Origin of the sequence: Sphingopyxis sp. Root154 (assembly GCF_001427105.1) — a bacterium.
GTDB lineage: Bacteria > Pseudomonadota > Alphaproteobacteria > Sphingomonadales > Sphingomonadaceae > Sphingopyxis.
Genome location: NZ_LMGI01000002.1, coordinates 1338507 through 1360718 on the forward strand (window position 1 = coordinate 1338507; position 22212 = coordinate 1360718).

Here is a 22212-nt window from a genome sequence, read left to right on the forward strand (position 1 = left end):
AAATATTGACATTAGTGTCAGCGATATGACCACCGCTTCCCTTCCGCACGACCATGCGATCGCCGTTGGTGCCGACCAGATCGATTTCATGGGTCATGTGAACAACGCCCATTATCTGAGCTGGGTGCAGGACGCGGTGCTGTCGCACTGGCGCCAGATCGCGCCGCCCGACGCGGTCGCTGCGCATCTGTGGGTCGCGCTGAAACACGAGATCACCTATCGTCGCCCCGCCTTCCTCGACGATCAGGTCATCGCGACCGTGATCCTTGAAAAGGTGCAAGGCGCACGCGCCTTCTACGAAACGGTCATCAAACGCGGCGAAGACGTGCTCGCCGAGGTGAAGTCGAGCTGGTGCTGCATCGATGCCCAGACGCTGCGTCCCGCGCGGCTTGCGAGCGACGTCATTGCGCGCTTTTTCCCGAGCGAGAAAGTCTAGGCTTTGGGCGTGAAAAGGCCCCCTCCTTGTGAGGAGAGGGCCATATCCTGCCGCGAATTTACGGGCTTACCGGCTCGTCGTCATCGTTGCCATCGACCACCAGCCAGATACCGCCGGCAATGATCGCAAGCCCGAGCACGATCGCAATCCAGCTCGCGCCTTCGAGTTCGTTCTGACCCTCGGTAACAGACCCCGCGCGGGCAGCGTCCAGCGCGGGCGCAGCCGACGCGGCCACCGGCGCAAAGACCATCGACGTCGCCGCGAACGAAATCGCGGCCTTCTTTAAGAGATTCATCGCAAACTCCTTTTTTTCAGCGGGCTTGAAACGCCGCCGACGGGGCGTTGGTTCCATGGCGCCGCGCCGGGTCGGAGCTAGGCGGCCGCGAACCTGATGGGGAGGCGCTTCAGTCCGCCGACGAACACCGATTCGACTCGCGCGGGTTCACCGGCCAGTTCGAGGCTTTTCAGCCGCGGCAAAAGCTCCTCCATCAATATGCGCATCTCCATGCGCGCGAGATGCTGCCCAAGGCAGACATGTGCGCCAGACCCGAAGGCGATCTGCTGGTTCTTTTCACGGTCGGGGTCGAAAGCGAAAGGATCGCCGAACACCGCCTCGTCGCGGTTGCCGGAAACATAATTGAGCATCAGCCAGTCGCCTTCGCGAATCGTCTGGCCGCCGATCTCGACGTCCTCCTTGGCGCTGCGCATGAAATGCTGGACCGGCGTCGTCCAGCGGATCGCCTCCTCGATCAGCCCCGCTTTGTCGCTGTCGGCGGCGCGGAAGCGTTCGAACAGCGCCGGGTTCTTCGCCAGTTCCATCATCGCGCCCGCGGTCGACGCGCTCGTCGTGTCGTGCCCCGCGGTCGCGACGATCATATAATAGCCGGCGAGTTCGCGATCGGGGATCTGCTCGCCATTGACCGTCGCGTTTGCGATCACCGTCGCAATGTCCTCGCGCGGGTTGGCGCGGCGTTCGGCGGTGAGCGCGCCGAAATAATTTTCGAAATCGGCGATGACGTAATTGAGCATCGCGATCGCCTGTTCAGCGCTGGTGATCGCCTCGCGGCTCCGGTTCAGCTCGGGGTCGGTCGGGCCGAATAATTGCTGCGTCAGCATCAGCATCCGCGGCTCGTCCTCGCGCGGGACGCCCAAGATGTCCATGATGACGCGCAGCGGATAATGCGCCGCGACATCGCGCGCGAAATCGCATTCTCCGCCCGCTTCGAGCATGTGGTCGACCGTTTCGCATGCCAGTTGGCGGATGCGATCCTCGACGATCTTCAAATTCTTGGGCATGAACCAGCTCTGCGTCAGCAGCCGGTATTTCATGTGATCGGGGGCATCCATCTGGACCAGCGAGCGGATCAGGTGCCCGTCATTGTTCGGCGTCGCCGCGCGCGCCAGCGCCTCGCCGGCGCGGTTAGTCAGCACGGTCGGGCGGATGCCGTTCGCGAACCGCTGCGGATCGCGGCTGATCGCCATGATGTCGGCGTGGCGCGTCACCAGCCAAAAAGGATCGTGATCGTGATTCTCGGCCACAGCGAGCGGAGCATTCGCCCGCGCCCAGCCGAGCTGTTCGTGCAGCGGATCCCATTTGCCGTATGCGACGGGGTCAACGACGGCGGCGGCTACCTCTCCAGGCAATATAGGTTTTGTCATGCAACCAAAGCTGCCTGATCGCGTGCCGTCTGTCGAGCCTCGACGACGGCCTGCCGAAAGGGGGCGTTGCGAGGGCTGGCGCATGCGCCTAGCCCGAACCGCAAAATCATTACCGGGGATCGCAATCATGAAACTCTCGACTCGTCATTTGCTTGTTGCCGCCGCCTCGTCGCTCAGCCTCGCCGCCTGCGCCGCACGGCCGGGGGTCGAATCCCCTGCGCGTGTCGCTGCGGCGCCCGCGCTGACCGGCGCACCGCTCGACACCAGCGTGCCGAGCCAGCTGCCGCGGATCGCGCGCCCGATGCATTATGACATCAGCGTCACGCCCGATGCCAAGGCGCTGCGCTTTACCGGCGACGCTGGCATCGACCTCGAGCTTTACGAGCCCTCGGCCACGCTGACGCTGAACGCACTCGACCTCAGCTTCGCGAGCGCGAGCCTGACCGGCGCCGATGGCAAGGCGATTCCGCTGACCGTCGCGATCGACGCCGCCGCGCAGACGGCGAGCTTCACCGCCCCCGCGCCGCTCGCGCCCGGCAAGTACCGCCTCGCCACCCGCTACACCGGCACGATCAACACGCAGGCGAACGGTCTTTTCGCGCTCGATTATCCCGACAAGGTCACCGGCAATGAGGTGCGCGGATTGTTCACCCAGTTCGAGGCGCCCGACGCGCGGCGCTTCGTCCCGAGCTTCGACGAGCCGAGCTACAAGGCAACCTTCACCCTCGCGGCGACCGTTCCGGCGGACGATCTTGCGGTGAGCAACATGCCCGTGGCGAGCGAAACCCCCGTCGAGGGCGGCAAGAAGAAGATCACCTTCCAGATCTCGCCCAAAATGTCGTCCTACCTCCTCTTCTTCGCGACCGGCAATTTCGAGCGACTCGCGGCGAAGAGCGACAGCGGCGCCGAGGTCGGCATCGTGTCGCCCAAGGGGTCGGGCGAGCAGGCGCGCTTCGCGCTCGACAGCCTCGGCCCCTTGCTCGGCTATTACAGCGACTATTTCGGCCAGCCCTATCCGCTGCCCAAGCTCGACAATGTCGCGGGACCCGGCCAGTCGCAATTCTTCGGCGCGATGGAAAATTGGGGCGCGATCTTCACTTTCGAGCGCATCCTGCTCGATGATCCGAAGATCACCAGCGAAGCGACGCGCCAGCAGATCTACTCGACGCAGGCGCACGAGGTCGCGCACCAATGGTTCGGCGATCTCGTCACCATGGCGTGGTGGGACGACCTCTGGCTCAACGAAGGCTTCGCGAGCTGGATGGAAACCAAGGCGAGCGACCATTTCCACCCCGACTGGCAGCCGTTGCTCGAACGCGTCGACGGCCGCGAGCGCGCTATGGCGCTCGACGCCTTTGCGACGACGCACCCGATCGTCCAGACGATTCGCACCGTCGAGGACACCAACCAGGCGTTCGACGCGATCACCTACCAGAAGGGCGAGGCCGTCATCACGATGCTCGAGGCCTATGCCGGCGAGGATGTGTGGCGCGGCGGGCTGCGCAGCTACATGGAAAAGCATAAATATGCGAACACGCGCACCGACGATCTGTGGAACGCCGTCGAGGCGGCGGGCGCCAAGGGGCTGACCGCGATCGCGCATGATTTCACGAACCAGCCGGGCATCCCGCTGCTCCGCGTCGGCGGTGTGACCTGCGCGGGCGGCAACACAACCGTCCAGCTGACGCAGAGCGAATTTTCGCGCGATCGCAAGCAAGGCATCGACGCCGAAGGCCGCCGCTGGCAGGTGCCCGTGCTCGCGCGCGCCGGTAATGGTGCGGTCGCGCGGCAGGTGATCGCGGGCGGGACGGGTACGCTGACCCTGACGGGCTGCGGTGCGGCGCTGATCAATGCGGGGCAGGCGGGCTATTACCGCACCCTCTATTCGCCTGCGGCGCTGGCCGCGCTCCGCAGCGATTTCGCGAAACTCGCCCCGATCGACCAGCTCGGGCTGCTTGGCGACAATTTCGCGCTCGCCTATGCCGGCTACCAGCCGATGGGCGCCGCGCTCGACCTGCTCGCGGCCGCGCCGCACGAAGCGAACCAGAAGCTGCTCGGCGACGTCGCGGGACGTTACGCGGCGCTATACGGCTATTTCGACGACCAGCCGGCGGTGCAGAAACAGATCGCGGCACGCGGCACCGCGGCGCTCGCACCCGCGATGGGGCGCCTCGGCTTCGACGCTCGCGCCGGCGAACCCGCACTCGACAGCATCTTGCGCTCCGACCTGCTCAGCGCGCTCGGGACATTGGGCGACGCCAAGGTGCTGGCGGAGGCCCGCCGCCGCTTCGCGCTGCTCGACAGCAATCCTGCGGCGCTCGACGGCCCGCTCAAATCGCGCTGGCTCGACATCGTCGCGTCGAACGCAAGCGAAGCTGAATGGACCAAGCTGCGGACGATGGCGAAGGGATCGAAATCGGCGGTCGAGCGCAGCGCTTTCTACACGTTCCTCGGCAATGCGAAGGACGCAATGCTGGCGAAGCGCGCACTCGACCTCGCGCTCACCGACGAACCCGGCAAGACCGTCAGCGCCTCGATCATCGGCTCGGCCGCGAAGAACCACCCCGAACTGGCGGTCGATTTCGCGCAGGCGAATCAGGCCGCGGTCGACCGGTTGATCGACGCCTCGGCGCGCGCGCGATTCCTCGCGGGATTGGCGGCTTCGTCGAACGATCCCGCGATGATCGCAAAGCTCGAACGGATCGCCGCGCCGCTGCCCGCCGACGTCCGCAAGCCCTATGACAAGACGCTGGCCAGCCTGAAGGAGCGCAGCGTCAGCCGCCCGCGTATCAAGAGCGAAATCGCCGGCTGGCTGAAAGCGAAGTAAGGAAAGGCCGCGGCTGACCGGTCAGTCGGCCGGCTGCGGCATTCCAACCGGCATCGCGCTTTCCCATTCGGCGCGCGCGCGGCGGATCATTGCCTTGAGCGCATCGGCATGGCGCTGCCACGCGGCCGCCGCCCCCGCGGTCCCCGCCGCGGCGCCGAGTTCAACAACCGTCATGTCGATGAAGGCATCATATTCGGCGATCGGCAGCGGGCCGTAAGCGCGGTGGGTGAAAACGAGCTCGGCGACGAGCGGCCACACCCAGCCCTCGCCCTTCGCGAGGCCGAACATCATCTGCAGCGTCTCGTCGGTCATCCGCCGCGACGAGGCGTCGACCACCATAAAGCTCGCGCGGCGATCGGGGAACGCGGCGAAGAAGCGGTCGAACAGCGTATGACGAATGTCGATGCCGGCGTCAGCGACGGCCGTCAGGCTCGCCTCCATCAGCGCGGCATCGGCTTCGCTCACTTGAACAGGCTGCCCAATATCCCGCGCATCAGCTGGCCGCCGAACTTGCCCGCAACCTGCCGACCGAGGCTCGTCGCCGCCGAGCGTGCCGCCGACTGGACCATTTTTTCGGTCATCGATGGCTTCGCCGCTTCGCGCGCCGCGGCCTTTTCGAGCCGCAGCCGCTCGCGTTCCTCGGCTGCCTTGACCTTCGCCTCTTCCTTCGCGGCGATCGCGGCCTGCTTGTCGGCTTCGGCCTGCGCCTTCGCCTCGATTGCGGCCGCCTGCGCCTGCTCGGCCTTGGCGGCGAGCAGCTCCTCGGCGCTCTCGCGGTCGACGGCGGTGTCATATTTGCCCTCGACGGGCGAAATCGACTTGATGATTGCGCGCTCCTTGGCGTCGAGCGGACCCGCGCGCGAGCAGGGCGGCTTGATCAAGGTGCGCTCGACCGGCGAGGGCGCGCCGTCGGCCATCAGCAGCGACACCAGCGCCTCGCCGACTTTCAGTTCGGTGATCTCGCGCGCGACATCGACCTTGGGGTTCGGGCGGAAGGTGTCGGCGGCCGCCTTCACCGCCTTCTGATCGCGCGGGGTGAAGGCGCGGAGCGCGTGCTGGACGCGGTTGCCGAGCTGGCCAGCGATCGTTTCGGGCACGTCGATCGGGTTCTGCGTGACGAAATAGACGCCCACGCCCTTCGAACGGATCAGGCGGACGACCTGCTCGATCTTTTCTGTCAGCGCGGGCGGCGCGTCGTCGAACAGCAGATGCGCTTCGTCGAAGAAGAAGACGAGCTTCGGCTTGTCGGGATCACCGACCTCGGGAAGCGTCTCGAACATCTCGCTGAGCATCCAGAGGAGGAAGGTCGCGTAGAGTTTCGGGCTCGCCATCAGCTTGTCGGCAGCGAGGATGTTCACATAACCGCGGCCATTTTCGTCGGTGCGGATCATGTCCATGATGTCGAGCGCCGGCTCGCCGAAGAAATTGGCGCCGCCCTGGCTTTCAAGCGTCAGCAATTGGCGCTGGATCGTACCGACGGTGGCTTTGGACACATTGCCATATTTCGTCGTGAGCTCGTCGGCGCTTTCGGCGCACCACGACAGCATCGCCTGCAGGTCGCCAAGGTCGAGCAGGAGCAGATTCTGTTCGTCGGCGACGCGGAACGCAATCGCGAGCACGCCCTCCTGCACCTCGTTGAGCCCCATCAGCCGCGCGAGCAGCAGCGGGCCCATTTCGGAAATCGTCGTGCGCACGGGGTGCCCCTGCTCGCCGAACAGGTCCCAGAAGATGACCGGATTGTCGCGATAGACCCATTCGCCGTCACCGATCTCGGCGGCGCGCGCGGCGAAAATCTCGTGCATCTTCGACGTCGGGCTGCCCGCCATCGCCATGCCGGCCAGATCGCCCTTTACGTCGGCGACGAACACCGGGACGCCGACCGCCGAAAAGCCTTCGGCCAGCCCCTGCAGCGTCACCGTCTTGCCGGTGCCGGTCGCGCCGGCAATCAGCCCGTGGCGGTTCGCGCGTTTCAGCACAAGCGACTGGCGCGGACCATCGGCCGCGCCGCCGCCACCGAGACCGATATAGATTTCGCTTGCCGTGCTACCGTCGCTCACCCGCTGTCCTCCACTTTTCAAACCTGCGCCAAGGTTAGAGCGGCGGTTCAACCTAGGCAATCGGCAAACCGGCGCATCGGCCGACCCGTTTCGACCGATTGCAGCTCCCGCGATTACCATCCGGGGGTCAGTTTCCATGCCGGTGAGGCAAGCCGCTGCGCTTGAAGTACCGCCCAAGATTCGTTAGCTTGAGTCCATGTTTACGCGCGCCATCCCGATCTACGACCTCACAGGTTCGCTGGCGTCCGCGTCATTTGCCGTTCCGCCACCTGATGTGACGATCAAAGCCAGGCTTGCCGGGGCACCGCCTCCGCCGCCCACACTGGTAGCTGGCTAAATTTAGCCGCAGAACCCGCACTTGCCGTGCGGGCGTCACAAATTTTCTCAGGTGATTTCCCATGTTCAATCGTCATGTGTCGGCGCTTGCGCCGACGACTGCGTTCGTCTTGCTCTGGAGCAGCGGCGCCATCATATCCAAAATCGGCCTTCAATACGGGTCGCCGTTCGCCCTCCTGATTGCTCGCTACGCAGTCGCTCTGGCAGTCCTTATCGCGTTCGCGGTTTGGCGCGGGCGATTCCTGCCCGCGCGCGGAACGCGAAAGCGCGTCATCTGTGTGGGCCTCTCCATCGCAGGGCTCTATTCAGCCTGTTACCTTCTTGCCCTCAGCAACGGATTGACACCCGGCGCGCTGGCAACGCTCCTTGGCGTGCAGCCTATCTTGACCCTTCTCCTGACCGAGCATCGTGCCACCGCGATGAGGCTTCTGGGGTTGGGATGTGCTCTAGCGGGGCTGGTGCTCGTTGTATGGGACGGGCTCATGGCAGCCCGTTTTGATGCGATGGGCCTCATCTTCGCCGGACTGTCGCTGCTTGGGATCACGGCCGGATCGATTCTGCAGAAGCAGGAAGAGCAGGCACCCGCGATGGTCCTGCCGCTCCAATATGTCGCGGGACTGGCGTTCGCAGGCGCCATCGCTCCCTTCGGCCCGCTGCACGCCTCGTGGCATCCGGGCTTCATACTGCCCGTTCTGTGGCTTGGGCTGGTTATTTCCGTGGGGGCAACCTTCTTGCTCTACCGACTGATTGCGCGGGGCAATCTCGTGAACGTAACCAGCCTTTTCTACCTCGTACCCGGCGTGACCGCAGCGCTGGACTGGCTGATACTCGGCAACCCCATGTCGCTTCACGCCGCAGCTGGATTGGCTTTGGTGGTCGGGGGCTTGCTTATCGTATTCCGCGAGAAGCATGGCTGAACTCGACGGCGTTCCGCTTTTCATCGAGCGGAACGCCATCGGCAAGGGTCGTGGGGCCGTCATTGGCCACGCGGCGATGGCGCCAATTGCTCGTCCGCTTTCGCCCCCTTGCCAACACCAGCGCCCATCCGCTCATCCCATAATGAAGGCGTTGAGCTTGTTGCCGTCGGGATCGCGAAAATAGCCGGCATAAAAGGTGTCGCCGCGCGGTCCCGGCGGGCCTTCGCACGTCCCGCCATGCGCGAGCGCGATTTCGTGGAGGCGGTGGACCTGGTCCTTGTCCTTCGCCTGCAGTGCGACCATCACGCCGTTGCCGACCGTCGCGACATTGCCGTCGAACGGCTTGGTCAGCCCGATGCCCGCGCCGCCCCCCGGCTTGCCCCATGCGATGAAGCCGTCGAATTCCATCATGCGCGGCGTGTCGAGTTCGGCGGCAATCGCGTCATAGAAGACCGCCGCCTTTGCCAGATCCTTCGTGCCCAGCGTCACATAGCCAATCATCATCTTTCTCCCGACTCGTTCTTATGAGAACATAATATGAACGAGAACCGCGGCGCGCAAACAAAAAGGGCGCCGAACCCGAAGGTGCGGCGCCCCGATTGATAGCTACGAAGCCGAAGCCTATTTCACGCGAATCGCGATAAAGGCCGACGGCTGGCCGCGACGCTGGATTTCGAGCAGTACCGCATCGCGGCCCGCCTTCTTCGCGTCGGCGATGGTCTTGGCGAGCGCCTCGCTCGTCGCGACCGGGGTGCGGTTCGCGCTGAGGATCACGTCGCCGCGGCGCAGGCCCTTGCGGCCCGCATCGCTGCTCGCCGACGCGGCGCCGATTACGAGGCCCTTGGTTCCGGCATCGACACCGACCGCGCGCGCGATATCAGGGGTCACCACCTGCACCGACAGGCCGAGCTCGTCCTGGATCGCCTTGTCGGCGGCGCCGGTCGGATCCTCGGGTTCGGCCTGCTCGGCCTCGGGATCGAAGTTGCTGCCCGCCAGCTCTTCCTCAGGCGGACGCGTGCCGACGAGGACATTGAGCGTCATCGCCTTGCCATCGCGAATGATCTCGAGCGGGATGCGCGTACCCGGCTTGGTGTTCGAGACGATGTACGACAGCGTCTGCTGCGGCGTGACGTCCTTGCCGTTAACCTTGGTCACCACGTCGCCGCGCTTCAGCCCGGCCTTTTCGCCCGCCTGCGCGGGTTCGACGCGCTGGATGAACTCGCCGCGATCCTTTGGCAGGCCGAGCGCCGCCGCGAGATCCTCGTCGACCGGCGCGATGCCGATGCCCAGATAGCCGCGCTCGACCTTTTCACCGGCGCGCAGCGCGTTGATCACCGGGATCGCCGCATCGGCGGGGATCGCGAAGTTGACGCCGATGTTCGCGCCGACGGGCGAGATCAGCATATTGTTGATACCGACGACATTGCCCTGCAAGTCGAACAGCGGGCCGCCCGAGTTGCCGCGGTTGATCGCCGTATCGGTCTGGATATAGCGGTCATAGGCGCCGCCCTGCCCGATGTTGCGCTGAACCGCCGAGATGATGCCCGCGGTGACCGTCGAGCCGAGCCCGAGCGGGTTGCCGATCGCGACCACCCAGTCGCCGACGCGCGCGGTGCTGCTGTCGGCGAACTTCACGAACGGCAGGCCGCCGGCCTCGATCTTGAGCAACGCGAGGTCGGATGCGACGTCACGGCCGACGATCGTCGCCTTATATTCCTTCTGGTTGGTCAGCGTCACCGTGACCTGGTTCACCGCCTCGCCGCGCGGACCGCCCGAGATGACGTGATTGTTGGTGACGATATAACCGTCGGCCGAGATCAGGAATCCCGAACCGCCGCCCTGCTGTTCCTGCGTGATCGGCTCGCGCGTCCCCGCAAAGGGGTTCAGCCGGACGCCGAGCGTGACTTCCTGCTTGGTCGAGATATTGACGACGGCGGGCTGCAACTGCTCGACCAGGTCGGCGAAGCTTTCGGGCGCGCCCGAACGCGGAACGACCTTGGCGATTTCGCTCTTCTCATTCTGCGCGACCTGCGCGCCGACGGGAGACTGGGTGACCAGCGCCAGCGCGGTGCCACCCGCCAGCAAGGCCGAAGTGATGCCATAAACATAACGCACGATCGAAATTCCTTTTCGTTCTCGAAAAACTCATCTGCCCCGGCCGCGGCTATCTGCGGCGAATTGGCTGAACGGTGATTGAACATGAACGAGCGCTGCAAGTTCCATTCAGCCGGCAGCCGGCTGTGTCAGCCGCCGCTGAACCGCTTCAGATATTCATTGTCGGGCGACATGATGATCGACGTCCCGCCCTGGTTGTTCTCGCCGAGGAAGGTCTGCCGATAGCTCTGCATCGCGCGGTAGAAGTCATAGAATTCGGGGTCCTTGCCAAAGCTGGCGGCATAGATGCGCGCCGCTTCACCATCGGCGCTGCCGCGAATGATCTGCGCTTCCTTCTGCCCTTCGGCGCGGATCGAGATCGCTTCCTGCTGGCGCGCGGTGCGCATGCGGTTGTACGCCGCCTCCAGCGTCGCGCCTTCGGGAAGGTCGGCGCGCTTGATCCTGACGTCGATGATCTCGGCGCCATATTTGTTCGCCTCGCGGTTCAGCGCGACCTGGATATTGTCCATCACCGCGCCGCGTTCGGGCGACAGCAACGTCGCAAAGGTGCGCTTGCCAAGCTCGTTGCGCAGCGACGAGCCGAGGATCGTCGCGAGCTGCGCCTGCAATTTATCCTCGGTGCGGATCGCGGTGTACATGCGCACGGGGTTGGTGATGCGGAAGCGCGCGAAGGCGTCGACCTGCAACCGCTGCTGGTCGGTCGAGAGCACCTGCTGGCGCTCCATGTTCACGCCGAGGATGCGCTTGTCGATATACTGGATGCCGTCGGTGAACGGCACCCGCAGGACGAGCCCGGCGCCCGAACGCCCGAAGTCCTCGTTCGGCTTGTAGCGGTTCACCGTCCGCTCGATCTCGCCGAAGCGCAGGATCAGCGCCTGCTTGTCCTCGGGCACGATCGCCAGCGATTGCGACAGGATGACGAGTATAATGACGGCGCCAAACAGCAGCCGCATCGGGTTCTGGAAGAACGAACCGAACATCATTCGCCTCCCTTCGTGGTGGCTTCGGGTGCCTTGATCCGCTTCTGCACTTCGTTGAGCGGCAGATAGGGGGTCACCCCGCGCGCTTCGACAATCGTCTTGTCGACGTTCGACAACACATTCTCCATCGTTTCATAATAAAGGCGCTTGCGGGTCACTTCGGGTGCCAGCTCATATTGCGCGTAGATCTGGTCGAACGCCGACGTGTCGCCGCGCGCGCGTTCGAGCACCTGCTGTTGATAGGCGCGCGCGAGGTTGATCGCCGATTCGCGTTCCTGTCGCGCTGCGGTGACTTCCTTGAACGCCTCGTCGACCTGGCTCGGCGGGTCGACCTGACGAATCGCGATGCCCTGGATCATCACGCCGGCGCGATACTGGTTGAGCAATTCCTGCATGCGCTGCTGAACCTGCGCCTCGATCTCGACGCGGCCGGGGCCGATCGCCTGGACGAGGTCGAAGTTCGCGACCGTCGCGCGCATCGCGCTTTCGGCGACTTCGCGGATCGTGCCTTCGGGATCGGCTAGCTGGAAGAAGAACAGCTCGGGATCGCGCACCGACCAGCGGACCTCATAGGCAAGGTCGACGATGCTCTGGTCGCGCGTCAGCACGAAATTCTCGTCGGTCGCGTTCGGCGAGCCGACCGCCATCGTGCGGATCGCACGAACGTCCTCGAGCCGGATGCGCTCGATCGGCGCGGGCCAGGTCAGTTTCACGCCAGGCCCGACGGTGCGCGAATAGCTGCCGAGGCGCGTGATAACGCCTTCCTTTTCGGGCGGCACGATGTGGAAGGAAGAGAAAAGCACCCACGCAACGACGAGTGCGAGAGCCACCCATTTCCAGATCTTCGCCGAATCGCCGAAATTGAACGGACTGCCGCCGCCTGCTCCGCCGCCGCCAAAGCCGCCGCGGCCCTTGCGCAGCAATTCGTCAAGCGCCGAAGGGCCGCGCGGCTTTTGCGCGCGCCGCTGGTCGGCGGGATCGGGCGTGACCCACGGGTTGCGCGGGCCGGGTTTTTTGCCGTCGCCGCCACTACCCTTGCCGCCGTCGTCATCCCCCTTGCCGGGACCGCTGCCCCACGGGCTGTTGGCCATCTGGCTGATCTGATGGAAAAATTGCCGCAATCCCCTCGGGCTGCGGCGATCCATGCTGCCGTCAATCTTGTCGTTCATATTGCTTTTATAGGGGCGGCGGGCGCGATTAACAGGGGGTGCGCGCGAAAATGGCTGGCAAACGGGCCAATCATGCCTATCTGCCGCGGACATGACCGAACAAAGCGCCGATATCGCCCGCCTGACCGCCGCCGCCGCCGATCTGAGCGAAGGGCGGTCGTCGGGCCTGCGCCTGCTCGACGATTCGGGCCTGCTTGCTGTCGTTCTCGACGTGTCGGGTCTCGCGGTCGAAGAGCGCAAACCGCTTGAAGACAAGCTGCGCGCCGGGCTGCTCGCAGAAACCGGCGTGCGCGAAGTGCGCATCGCGATGACCGCCGAGAAAAAGGCGATGACGATCATCGCGGTCGGCAGCGGCAAGGGCGGGGTCGGCAAATCGACCCTCGCCGCCAACCTCGCGGTTGCACTGCTGCGGCTGGGCGTGAAGGTCGGGCTGGTCGACGCCGACATCTATGGCCCATCGCAGCCCCGCCTGATGGACAGCGAAAATGTAAAGCCCGAATCGCGCGGTTCGAAACTCGTTCCCGTTCCCAACGCTTACGGCGTGCCGATGCTGTCGACCGGCCAGATCGCGGCGCCCGGACAGGCGATCGCCTGGCGCGGTCCGATGGCGGGCAAGGCGCTCGAACAGCTCGTCGATGCGAGCTGGGGCGACATCGACACGCTCGTCGTCGACCTGCCGCCGGGCACCGGCGACGTCCAGTTGACGATGATCCAGCGGCACAAGCCCGCGGGCGCGGTGATCGTATCGACCCCGCAGGATCTCGCGCTGATGGACGCGACGCGCGCGGTCAGCCTGTTCGAACAGGCCGATGTGCCGATCATTGGCCTCGTCGAAAATATGGCGGGCTATGCCTGCCCGCATTGCGGCGAGGTCAGCGACCCGTTCGGCTGCGGCGGCGCCGAAGCGGCGGCAAAGACGATGGGGCTCGATTTCCTAGGCCGCGTGCCGCTGTCGATGGGCATCCGCCTCGCCAGCGACGGCGGCGTGCCGCCCGCGGCCGGAACCGACCCGGCGGGCGAACCGTTCCATGCGATAGCGGCGAAGGTCGCCGAATGGCTGAACACACGAAAGGGGCGATGATGGCGATCAACGACGAAGGCGAAATTCGCGAACTGCTCGGGCAAAAGCGCCGCATCGCCGTCGTTGGCGCGTCGCCCAACCCGGCGCGCCCTTCGAACGGTGTCCTCGCCTTCCTTGTCCGCCAGGGCCATGACGTGATCGCGGTCAATCCCGGCCACGCCGGCAAGACGATCCACGGCGCGCCCGTCGTCGCGACACTCGCTGACGTCGAGCCCGCCGCCGAAATCGTCGACATCTTTCGCAACAGCGCGGACGCCGGCGCCGCGGTCGACGAGGCGATCGTCCATGGCGCGAAGGCGGTGTGGCTGCAGATCGGCGTGATCGACGAAGCCGCGGCGAAGCGCGCCGAGGCCGCGGGACTGACCGTGGTCATGGACCGCTGCCCCAAGGTCGAGATCCCGCGGCTCGGCCTGCTGAAGTGAAGGCCGCGCTGCCGCTGCTCATGGCAGCCACGCTCGCGGGATGCGCGACCACGACGACGCGCGCGAACCCGCAGGATGCGTTCTTCGATGCCCTTTCGGCGCGCTGCGGCAAAGCCTATGCCGGCCGCCTCGCGAGCGATCAGGAGGCCGACGCCGACATGCGCGGCAAGGCGATGGTGATGCACATCCGCCATTGCACCGCCGACCGGATCGAGATTCCCTTTCATATCGACGGACTGGCCGAAGGCGGAGAATGGGACCGCTCGCGGACTTGGATCATCAGCCGGACGGGCGCGGGCCTCCGCCTCAAGCACGACCACCGCCACGCCGACGGCAAGCCCGACGACGTCACGCTCTATGGCGGCGACACCGCCGATGCCGGAACGGCAACGCGCCAGACCTTCCCCGTCGATGCCGAATCGATCGCGATGTTCACCGCGACCGGCCGCAGCGTTTCGAATACCAACATCTGGTCGGTCGAAACGACCGACGCGGGGTTCACTTATGGCCTCGACCGGCAGGGACGCCATTTCCGCGTCGCGTTCGATTATGCGAAGCCGGTGACCCCGCCGCCCGCGCCCTGGGGTTGGTAGGGAACCGATTCACCCGCCATGCGCTAGGTCGCATCGAACGGGAGAAAATATATGCGCACCCAGACCCTTATGCTGATCCCTTTGCTCGCGCTCGGCGCGTGCAGCGAAAAGGCGCCCGACCCACGCGGCGTCGGGCACGACGAAACCCTGCTCTCGGTCTCGGCGACCGGTCGATCCGAGACGCGGCCCGACGAGGCGCGCTTCACCGCCGGGGTGAGCACGATCGCCGCGTCGGCCGAAGCCGCCACACAGCGCAACAATGAAACGATGACCAAGGTGACCGAGGCACTCAAAGCCTTCGGCGTCGCGGGCAAGGATTTGCAGACGCGCCAGCTGACGGTGAACCGGATCGACTGGGGCGCGAACAAGGGCAAATATGAAGCCGTCAATCAGGTCGAGGTGCGGATGCGCGCGGTCGACAAGGCGGGCGAGGCGGTCGCCGCGACGACAGAGGCCGGTGCCAACGTCCTGTCGGGGCCGACGCTGCGCGTCGCCGATCAGGAAGCGGCGACCAAATCGGCCTATGCCGCCGCCTATCGCGCCGCGCGCGCCCGCGCCGATGCCTATGCCGGCGCCGCGGGGCTCAAGATCGACCGCGTGCTGACGATCCGCGATGGCGGCGACAGCGCGCCGCCGATGCCTTATGCTGCGGACGCCGCCAATTACGAGGTCGCGGCGCAATCGGCCGCTCCGCCCTTCAATCCTGGGGTAAGCGAATCGCAGGTTTCGGTACGCGTCGATTTCGCGCTGTCGGAGAAGTAGGGGCCCGTCGCCGGGGCGACTATAATCCCAAAAGCCTTTGCCTCGCCGACTCGCGCCGCTATCAGCAACGGGCATGGCCGGCATTCGCGACACAGTGGAGAAAAACAAATCGCGCTTGCCGCACGTCAGCCGCCGTTCGCTGCTCGTCGGCGCGACAGCGGCGGGCGGACTGGCCATCGCATGGAGCCTCTGGCCGCGCGATTACCAGCCCAATCTCACCGCCGCCGCCGACGAACATATCTTCAACGCCTTCCTCAAGATCGGCGACGACGGCCACATCAGCGCGATCGTCCCGCAATGCGAGATGGGACAGGGCGTCGCCACCTTGCTGCCGCAGATCATGGCCGACGAACTCGGCGCCGACTGGCGCACGATCGCGGTCGAAACCGCGCCGATTAACCCGCTCTACACGAATACGCTGCTGGTCGACGAGGATAGCGCGGTCTTTACCCCGCGTGCGGGCGTTCCCGATTTCGTGTCCGACGTGCGCAGCTGGGCGCGCCGCGAATGGGCGGTGCGTCATGCCGTGATGCTGACCGCGAACAGCTCGTCGGTGCGCATGTTCGAGGCGCCCTGCCGCGCCGCTGCGGCGCAGGCGCGCGCGCTGCTGATGATGGCGGCGGCAAAGCGCTGGGACGCCGACTGGGAAGAATGCGACACGCAGGACGGCTTCGTCACCCATGGCAAGAAAAGACTGCGCTTTGGCGATGTCGCGGCGGCTGCGGCGCTGCTCGAACCGCCCGCCGAGCCCGTCTATCGCGCGAGCAGTTCGGACCCGCTTTACGGCAAGGAGCTGACGCGGCTCGATCTGCCCGCCAAGATCGACGGGTCGGCCAATTATGCCGGCGACATCCGCCTGCCCGACATGGTGTTCGCGGCGATCCGCCAAGGGCCGCTCGGCGCGACGCGGCTGAAGAGCATCGACCGTAAAAAGGGGCTCGCATCACCCGGCCTGCTGCATGTCGTGACGCACGAACGTTGGGTCGCGGCGGTCGCGCGCAATTGGTGGGCGGCGAACCGCGCGCTCGACCGCTTCGCGCCCACCTTCGAAACCGAGGGCACGCCGATATCGACCGACCGGATCGACAAGGCGCTGAAAACCGCGCTGAAAGGCGACGGCTATCGCATCGCAAGCGAAGGCGACGTCGCCGAGGCGATGGAAGGACGACAGAAAGTCGCGGCAGAATTTGCCGTCGCCCCCGCGCTCCACGCCGCCATCGAGACACGCACCGCGACCGCCGCGCCCAACGGCGGCGGCCTGCGCGTCTGGGTCGCGACGCAGGCGCCCGCGCAGTGCCGCGACGCGATCGTGCACGCGACCGGGCTGGCGCCCGCCAATGTCACGCTGTTCCCGATGATGGCGGGGGGATCGTTCGACGCCTGCCTCGACCACAGCGTCGCGGTGCAGGCGGCGATTATTGCGCTCGAGGTCAAACGCCCGGTTCAGCTCGCCTGGTCGCGCGCCGAAGAGATCATGCGCCTGCCGCCGCGGGCACCCGCGCGCGCCAGGCTGACCGCGACGCTAAACGCCGCCGGCGGGATCGATGCACTCGTCACGCGCATCGCCGTGCCGCCGACGAACCATGAGGTGCGCGAGCGTCTGTTCGCGAGCACACCCGCCGACATCGCGCAGCGCGCCGCAGTGGGCAGCGCCGATGCTGCCGCCGTCGAGGGCGCGGCGAGCGGCTATGCGATCCCGCACTTCGCGGTCGACCATTGCCCCGCCGACATCGGCCTGCCGACGGGGCGCTGGCGCGGCAACGCCGACAGCTACACCGCCTTTTTCACCGAATGCTTCGTCGATGAAATGGCGGCGCGCGCCGGAACCGACGCGCTGTCCTATCGCATGGCAATGCTCGGCAATACGCCGCTGCTCGCGCGCTGCCTGCTGACCGCGACCAGCCTGGGCGGCTGGGAGGGCGGATTGTCGGGGACGACGCAAGGGCTCGCCTGTCACTCGATGCGCGGCAGCCATATCGCGCTGATGGCGACCGCGCGGCAAAGCGAACGCGGGCTGCAGGTCGAGCAATTGGTCGCGGTGGTCGACGCCGGGCGCCTCGTCAATCCGGCGATCGCGCGGCAGCAGATCGAGGGCGGGCTGATCTTCGGCCTCGCCGCCGCCGCCGGCGCGACGACCGACTATGAAGGGGGCCTCGCGACCGCGCGCAAGCTCGGCCAGCTCGGCCTGCCCGACCTGTCGCAGACCCCGCAGATCCTGATCGAATTCGTCGAGAGCGACCGCGAGCCCGGCGGGCTCGGCGAAATCGGCGTTCCCGTCGTCGCGCCCGCGATCGCCAATGCGATGTTCGCGGCGACGGGCCGCCGCATCCGCCGCATCCCGCTCTCGGCGCATCCGCTGTGAGCCAGCCGCCCGATCATACACACGTGCCGCTACCGCGAATCGGCGTGCTGCTGGTCAACCTCGGCACCCCCGACGCGCCCGACGCGCCGTCGGTGCGACGCTATCTCGCCGAATTCCTGTCCGACCGCCGTGTCGTCGAAATTCCGCAGATTCTGTGGCAACCGATCCTGCGCGGGATCATCCTGACCACACGGCCGAAAAAGTCGGCACATGCCTATGCTCAAGTGTGGACCGACGAAGGCTCGCCGCTCGCCGCGATCACGCGAAGGCAGAGCGAAGCGCTGCAAGCCGCGTTCGGGGAAACGGTGCGCGTCGCTTATGCGATGCGCTACGGCAAACCGGCGATCGGGCCCGCAATCGACGCGCTCAAGGCGGCGGGGTGCGAGCGCATCCTCGTTGCGCCGCTCTATCCGCAATATTGCGCTGCGACGACGGCCACCGTGGTCGATGCGGTCGGCAAGCATCTGCAAGCGCTACGCTGGCAGCCGACGCTGCGTTTCCTGCCGCCCTATCATGACGACGCGGCCTACCTGGGCGCGCTGAAAGCATCGGTGGACACCGCGCTGGCCGCGCTCGACTTCACGCCCGATGTCTTGCTCGCGAGCTTTCACGGCATGCCCCAACGCACGTTGCACCTCGGCGACCCCTATCATTGTCAGTGCAGGAAAAGCGCGCGGTTGCTCGCCGACGCGCTCGGCAGGCCCGTCGAGGTCGCCTTCCAGTCGCGATTCGGGCGCGCCAAATGGCTCGAACCCGCGACCGACACGCGCCTCGAACAGCTCGGCCGTGAAGGCCGCAGCGTCGCGATCTTCGCACCTGGCTTTGCGGCCGATTGCCTCGAAACGCTCGAAGAACTGGCGATTCGCGGCAAGCAGCAATATGAGGACGCAGGCGGGCGGCGTTTCGCCTATCTCCCCTGCCTCAACGCCGATACGCCCGGCATCGCGATGCTGGAGACGCTGGCGCGCCGCGAACTCGCGGGATGGCTCTGAATCGCGGCTGCTTACCAACTGTTTAGGTCCATGCACTAAATTGGTCCGAGGTGGCGCCGAAAAGGCCCGGCCCCTCACGATTTTGGAGATACGTCATGAACCAGCTCGAATCGCTAGGGTTGGCGCTAGCCGTGGCCACGCTGGCCTTTCTGGCGATCATCGGTTTTGCCCTGTGGAGGCTTCGCCGTCCGCGCACCGCTTCCGCCGCGCCGCGCGAATCGCGCGCGCCGGGCGAAAGCCGCCTGCCGAAGCTATCGCGCCGAGCGAAGCCGGAGCTGGAAGAGGTCGAAATCTCCCCCTCGCGGCTCGCGCGGATCAGCCGCAAGGCGCCGCTCGAAATACCGGCCGAGGTCGAATATGAAACCGTGCCCGAGCCCGCCGCCGTCGCAGACCCCGTCGAGGTCGCACTCGAACCGACGATTTCCGAGGTCGAGGTCGAGGACGAAGTGCACCGGGTCGAGACGGCAGACGCCGAGGAGGTGACGCTACGCCTCGTCCCCCAGATCCCGCCACGCGACGCGATCTCGACGAACAGCTGGCTCGGTGGCCGTCCGCACCTCCCCGCAGGCATGGAATGGCCAAGGATCGACGATCAGCCGGCGGATTTTCTGGCGCAGATCAGCTGCGCCGACCTGCCGCGGGATCTGTGGGGCGGGCTGGGGCCGCGCGGCGGCGCGCTCGCATTCTTCATCCACCGCCGCAAGCATGCGCTGCGCGTCCTGCATCTGCGCGATAACGGCATGGCGGTTACGCCGCCCTTCACGCTCAACGATCCCGAGGGCTGGTTCGGCCCGCATGGCGGCCTCGCTTCAGGCGATCTCGGCTCCTTCGCCGTGCGCGCCTTTCCCGAATGGCCCATCGACCTGGTCACTATCCGCCCCGGCGATGCCGATCCGCGCAGCGAGGGCGATCCGGACGAGCCCGGCGCCGCGCTCCATGATCGCGGCTACGACATCGCCGACCCCGCCTTCCATCCCTTCGACTGGGGCAGCATGACCGCGATGATCGCCCTGCTCGAGCAGCGGCTCGACCGGCTGATGACCGAAGCGCCTGAGGCCGAGGCCGATGAACCCGGCGAAATGGAACAATGCGCCGCGCTCAACCGCGATGCCCGCGCACGCGCCGAAGAAATTATCGCGATTGTCCGCGACGGCGCCGGGCGCGCCGATTTCTCGGCCAGCGACGCAACCGCGGTGATGGCTGCGCTGCACGCGATCCGCTGGGCGAAGGTGATCCGCTCGGTTGACCCCGAAACGGGCGCCCCACAGGTCGAGACGATCACCCTGCCGCTGACGACACATCGCGCCGACGCGAATCTGTGGGTTCATGATTATCAGACGATCTTGTTCGATCGCGCGAAGCATGCCTGGTGCGCCAATCCGGACAATCTTTCGGCGCCGGCGCGCGCCTTTTTCGAGCCCTGGTGGCGCACGCTGGCCGAACGCGAGATGGCCGCGATGGGACATGAGCCCTTTCGTCACGTCCCCGATTATGACGAAGAGCGCGATGCGGTGCTGCTCGAATTGCCGACCAGCGGATTGATGAGCCGGCGCTTCGGCGACCGCGACAATCTGGTGGTGACGATCGACAGGGCGGACCTCGCGATCGGCGATTTTTCAAAACTGCGGGTACAGGTGAGCAGCTAACTCCCTCTACCCCTGAATAGCTTTGCGATTGACGTTCCGGTAAACTTGCAGCCGCCGCTTGCGCAGCCTAGTCATGGTCCATAACTCTGTGGGAGAGCTGGATTTATGGCACGTATCGCAATCGTTACCGGTGGCAGCCGCGGCATCGGCGAGGCGATCAGCCTCAAGTTGAAGGAACAAGGCGTCACCGTCGTCGCAAACTATGGCGGCAATGACGAAAAGGCCCGCGAGTTCACCGACCGCACCGGCATCGCGGCGATCAAATGGGACGTCGGCGACCATCAGGCATGCCTCGATAGCTGCGCGCGCATCGCCGAGGAATTCGGTCCCGTCGATATCGTCGTCAACAATGCCGGCATCACCCGCGACGGCACGCTCGCCCGCATGAGCTACGACGACTGGGACGACGTGATGCGCGTCAACCTCGGCGGCTGCTTCAACATGGCGAAGGCGACCTTTGGCGGCATGGTCGAGCGCGGCTGGGGCCGCATCGTCAATATCGGCTCGATCAACGGGCAGGCCGGCCAGTACGGCCAGGTCAACTACGCCGCCGCGAAATCGGGCATACACGGCTTTACCAAGGCGCTGGCGCAGGAGGGCGCCAAGAAGGGCGTGACGGTCAACGCGATCGCGCCGGGCTATATCGACACCGACATGGTCGCCGCGGTCCCGCCGCAGGTGCTGGAAAAGATCGTCGCGAAGATCCCCGTCGGGCGGCTGGGGCAAGCCGACGAGATCGCGCGCGGCGTCGCCTTCCTGTGCAGCGAGGATGCGGGGTTCGTGACCGGATCGACGATGTCGATCAATGGCGGGCAGCATATGTACTGACGGGCCGAGGGCGCCAGCAATGTCGTTCGCGCCTGCGAACGGCGAGCTGGCAACCGGTGGCGAAGCCACGGCCCGGCACGGCCAGCGGGGCGGCGATCCCGAAAGATCGCCGCCCCGTCTGACGTCAGGCGGCGGCTTTGCCGTCGCCCATCAAACCCACCACCCGTCCGCTACTCGATCGTACACCCGACCACGCGCCATTCGTCGCCCTCGCGAACCAGCGACAGCGTTTCGATCGCCCCGGCCTTGTTCGCATAGCTCGTCCGGAACTTCACGACCTGATAGCCATAGGGCGGCGCGGGCACATTTTCCTCGCCGATCAGCTCGCGCGAGACGAGCGCGCCGAGCGGCGTGCGGACGGCCTCCGACACGTCGGCCCACCGCTCGCTGGTGTTGAGCGACTTGAACGCCTGCCCCGTCGCATTCCAGCTGCCGTTCCAGTCGCCCTTGTCGACGAGTGCGAGCCACTGCCGCGCCGACTGGACCGCGGCGGTTTCGGTCGCGGGCGTAGAGAGCGTCACGGTTGGCAGCGTGGCAGGTGAGGACGCCGGAGTCGGCGCGGACCCGGGCAGGGACGAAAGGGCAAGCAGGGCAAGGCTGAACGACATGAATATTCCTCCGGATATCCAGCCGAAGCGGCGCGACATGCGGCGCGCCCCGACCGGTGCCCGAAGCTCTTCCATGTTCGAGACCGCGGCCGCAGCCCCCAAAACCCTGTCCGCCAGAAATTGGGGGTCCTGCCGTTCGATCTCGCGCAGTTGCCGGGCGGCCTCGCGGCTGCTGGACGCCGACATCTTGCGCCGCGCATCGCGCAGCCGTTCGTTGATCGTATGGACCGACAGCCCCAGATGCCGCGCCATCGATTTTGCGTCATGGCCATCGACCAGCAGGCGCAACGTCTCTTTTTCTTTTTCGGTGAGCGCCTGAAGTCCTGTCATGAGCCTGCCTGCATTTGCGCCGGATCGGCTGGCCGGTTTACGGAACGCCGATATGGCGTGCCACCCCCAATAAATCGTACCCCGATTTTGGA

The 22212-nt window shown here is 66.0% G+C and carries 20 protein-coding genes; 11 read left to right on the forward strand and 9 right to left on the reverse strand.

Features of this window, described 5'->3' with window-relative positions; genetic code table 11:
* Positions 1-25 precede the first annotated feature (25 nt).
* Entirely contained in the window at positions 26-436 is a 411-nt protein-coding gene (locus tag ASD73_RS12145; protein ID WP_056372648.1) for an acyl-CoA thioesterase, read from the forward strand.
* 58 nt (positions 437-494) lie between these two features.
* Here the strand turns inward: ASD73_RS12145 and ASD73_RS12150 are convergent, their stop codons facing one another.
* Positions 495-731: a hypothetical protein gene (locus ASD73_RS12150; RefSeq protein ID WP_056372650.1), complete on the reverse strand. Its 237-nt coding sequence runs from the start codon at positions 729-731 to the stop codon at positions 495-497.
* A 77-nt stretch (positions 732-808) separates the two neighbouring features.
* Positions 809-2095, reverse strand: a complete 1287-nt coding sequence (locus ASD73_RS12155; protein WP_056372652.1) for a cytochrome P450 — start codon at positions 2093-2095, stop codon at positions 809-811.
* Positions 2096-2222: 127 nt separating this feature from the next.
* Here ASD73_RS12155 and ASD73_RS12160 point away from each other — a divergent pair, with 127 nt between their 5' ends.
* A complete protein-coding gene (locus tag ASD73_RS12160) occupies positions 2223-4922 on the forward strand; it encodes a M1 family metallopeptidase (protein ID WP_056372654.1) in 2700 nt (899 codons plus the stop codon).
* Between the two features lie 21 nt (positions 4923-4943).
* Here the strand turns inward: ASD73_RS12160 and ASD73_RS12165 are convergent, their stop codons facing one another.
* Both ASD73_RS12165 and ASD73_RS12170 read right to left on the reverse strand, forming a co-directional pair.
* Positions 4944-5387 (reverse strand): hypothetical protein, encoded by a 444-nt coding sequence (locus ASD73_RS12165; RefSeq protein WP_056372656.1) that lies wholly within the window; start codon positions 5385-5387, stop codon positions 4944-4946.
* Positions 5384-6979, reverse strand: coding sequence for a helicase HerA-like domain-containing protein (locus ASD73_RS12170; protein ID WP_056372659.1), 1596 nt, complete (start codon positions 6977-6979; stop codon positions 5384-5386). Before ASD73_RS12170 ends, ASD73_RS12165 begins: the two co-directional genes overlap by 4 nt.
* A gap of 398 nt (positions 6980-7377) precedes the next feature.
* Here ASD73_RS12170 and ASD73_RS12175 point away from each other — a divergent pair, with 398 nt between their 5' ends.
* Positions 7378-8232 (forward strand): DMT family transporter, encoded by an 855-nt coding sequence (locus ASD73_RS12175; protein WP_056372660.1) that lies wholly within the window; start codon positions 7378-7380, stop codon positions 8230-8232.
* A 132-nt stretch (positions 8233-8364) separates the two neighbouring features.
* Here the strand turns inward: ASD73_RS12175 and ASD73_RS12180 are convergent, their stop codons facing one another.
* From ASD73_RS12180 to hflK, 4 genes are all read right to left on the reverse strand, one after another.
* Complete coding sequence (locus ASD73_RS12180; RefSeq protein WP_056373569.1) at positions 8365-8733, reverse strand: VOC family protein; 369 nt, start codon at positions 8731-8733, stop codon at positions 8365-8367.
* Positions 8734-8853: 120 nt separating this feature from the next.
* Complete coding sequence (locus ASD73_RS12185) at positions 8854-10347, reverse strand: trypsin-like peptidase domain-containing protein (RefSeq protein WP_056376060.1); 1494 nt, start codon at positions 10345-10347, stop codon at positions 8854-8856.
* A gap of 128 nt (positions 10348-10475) precedes the next feature.
* The gene (hflC, locus tag ASD73_RS12190) at positions 10476-11327 is read right to left on the reverse strand and encodes a protease modulator HflC (RefSeq protein WP_056373571.1); all 852 of its coding nucleotides are present in this window, start codon (positions 11325-11327) and stop codon (positions 10476-10478) included.
* Positions 11327-12496 carry a protease modulator HflK gene (gene hflK / locus ASD73_RS12195; RefSeq protein ID WP_082521504.1) on the reverse strand — a complete coding sequence of 390 codons (1170 nt, stop codon included), beginning with the start codon at positions 12494-12496 and terminating at the stop codon, positions 11327-11329. Before hflK ends, hflC begins: the two co-directional genes overlap by 1 nt.
* A gap of 91 nt (positions 12497-12587) precedes the next feature.
* Between hflK and ASD73_RS12200 the strand changes: the two genes are divergently transcribed.
* The 8 genes from ASD73_RS12200 to phbB all read left to right on the forward strand — a co-directional run bounded on the left by ASD73_RS12200 (position 12588) and on the right by phbB (position 21182).
* Entirely contained in the window at positions 12588-13577 is a 990-nt protein-coding gene (locus ASD73_RS12200; protein WP_056372664.1) for an Mrp/NBP35 family ATP-binding protein, read from the forward strand.
* The gene (locus ASD73_RS12205; protein ID WP_056372666.1) at positions 13577-13999 is read left to right on the forward strand and encodes a CoA-binding protein; all 423 of its coding nucleotides are present in this window, start codon (positions 13577-13579) and stop codon (positions 13997-13999) included. The genes ASD73_RS12200 and ASD73_RS12205 overlap by 1 nt, the downstream gene beginning before the upstream one ends.
* Positions 14000-14019: 20 nt before the next feature.
* Entirely contained in the window at positions 14020-14592 is a 573-nt protein-coding gene (locus tag ASD73_RS12210; protein WP_056373575.1) for a hypothetical protein, read from the forward strand.
* Positions 14593-14643: 51 nt separating this feature from the next.
* Entirely contained in the window at positions 14644-15354 is a 711-nt protein-coding gene (locus ASD73_RS12215; RefSeq protein ID WP_056372668.1) for an SIMPL domain-containing protein, read from the forward strand.
* 73 nt (positions 15355-15427) lie between these two features.
* Positions 15428-17716, forward strand: a complete 2289-nt coding sequence (locus ASD73_RS12220) for a xanthine dehydrogenase family protein molybdopterin-binding subunit (protein WP_056372670.1) — start codon at positions 15428-15430, stop codon at positions 17714-17716.
* Positions 17713-18708: a ferrochelatase gene (gene hemH, locus ASD73_RS12225; RefSeq protein ID WP_056372672.1), complete on the forward strand. Its 996-nt coding sequence runs from the start codon at positions 17713-17715 to the stop codon at positions 18706-18708. Before ASD73_RS12220 ends, hemH begins: the two co-directional genes overlap by 4 nt.
* 95 nt (positions 18709-18803) lie before the next feature.
* Positions 18804-20354, forward strand: a complete 1551-nt coding sequence (locus ASD73_RS12230; protein WP_056372674.1) for a DUF1963 domain-containing protein — start codon at positions 18804-18806, stop codon at positions 20352-20354.
* A 105-nt stretch (positions 20355-20459) separates the two neighbouring features.
* Positions 20460-21182, forward strand: coding sequence for an acetoacetyl-CoA reductase (phbB, locus tag ASD73_RS12235; protein ID WP_056372676.1), 723 nt, complete (start codon positions 20460-20462; stop codon positions 21180-21182).
* Between the two features lie 170 nt (positions 21183-21352).
* On the opposite strand, the gene ASD73_RS12240 is transcribed toward phbB, so the two are convergent.
* On the reverse strand, positions 21353-22120 hold the full coding sequence (locus ASD73_RS12240; protein WP_056372677.1) for a helix-turn-helix domain-containing protein: 768 nt from the start codon (positions 22118-22120) through the stop codon (positions 21353-21355).
* Between the last annotated feature and the right edge of the window lie 92 nt (positions 22121-22212).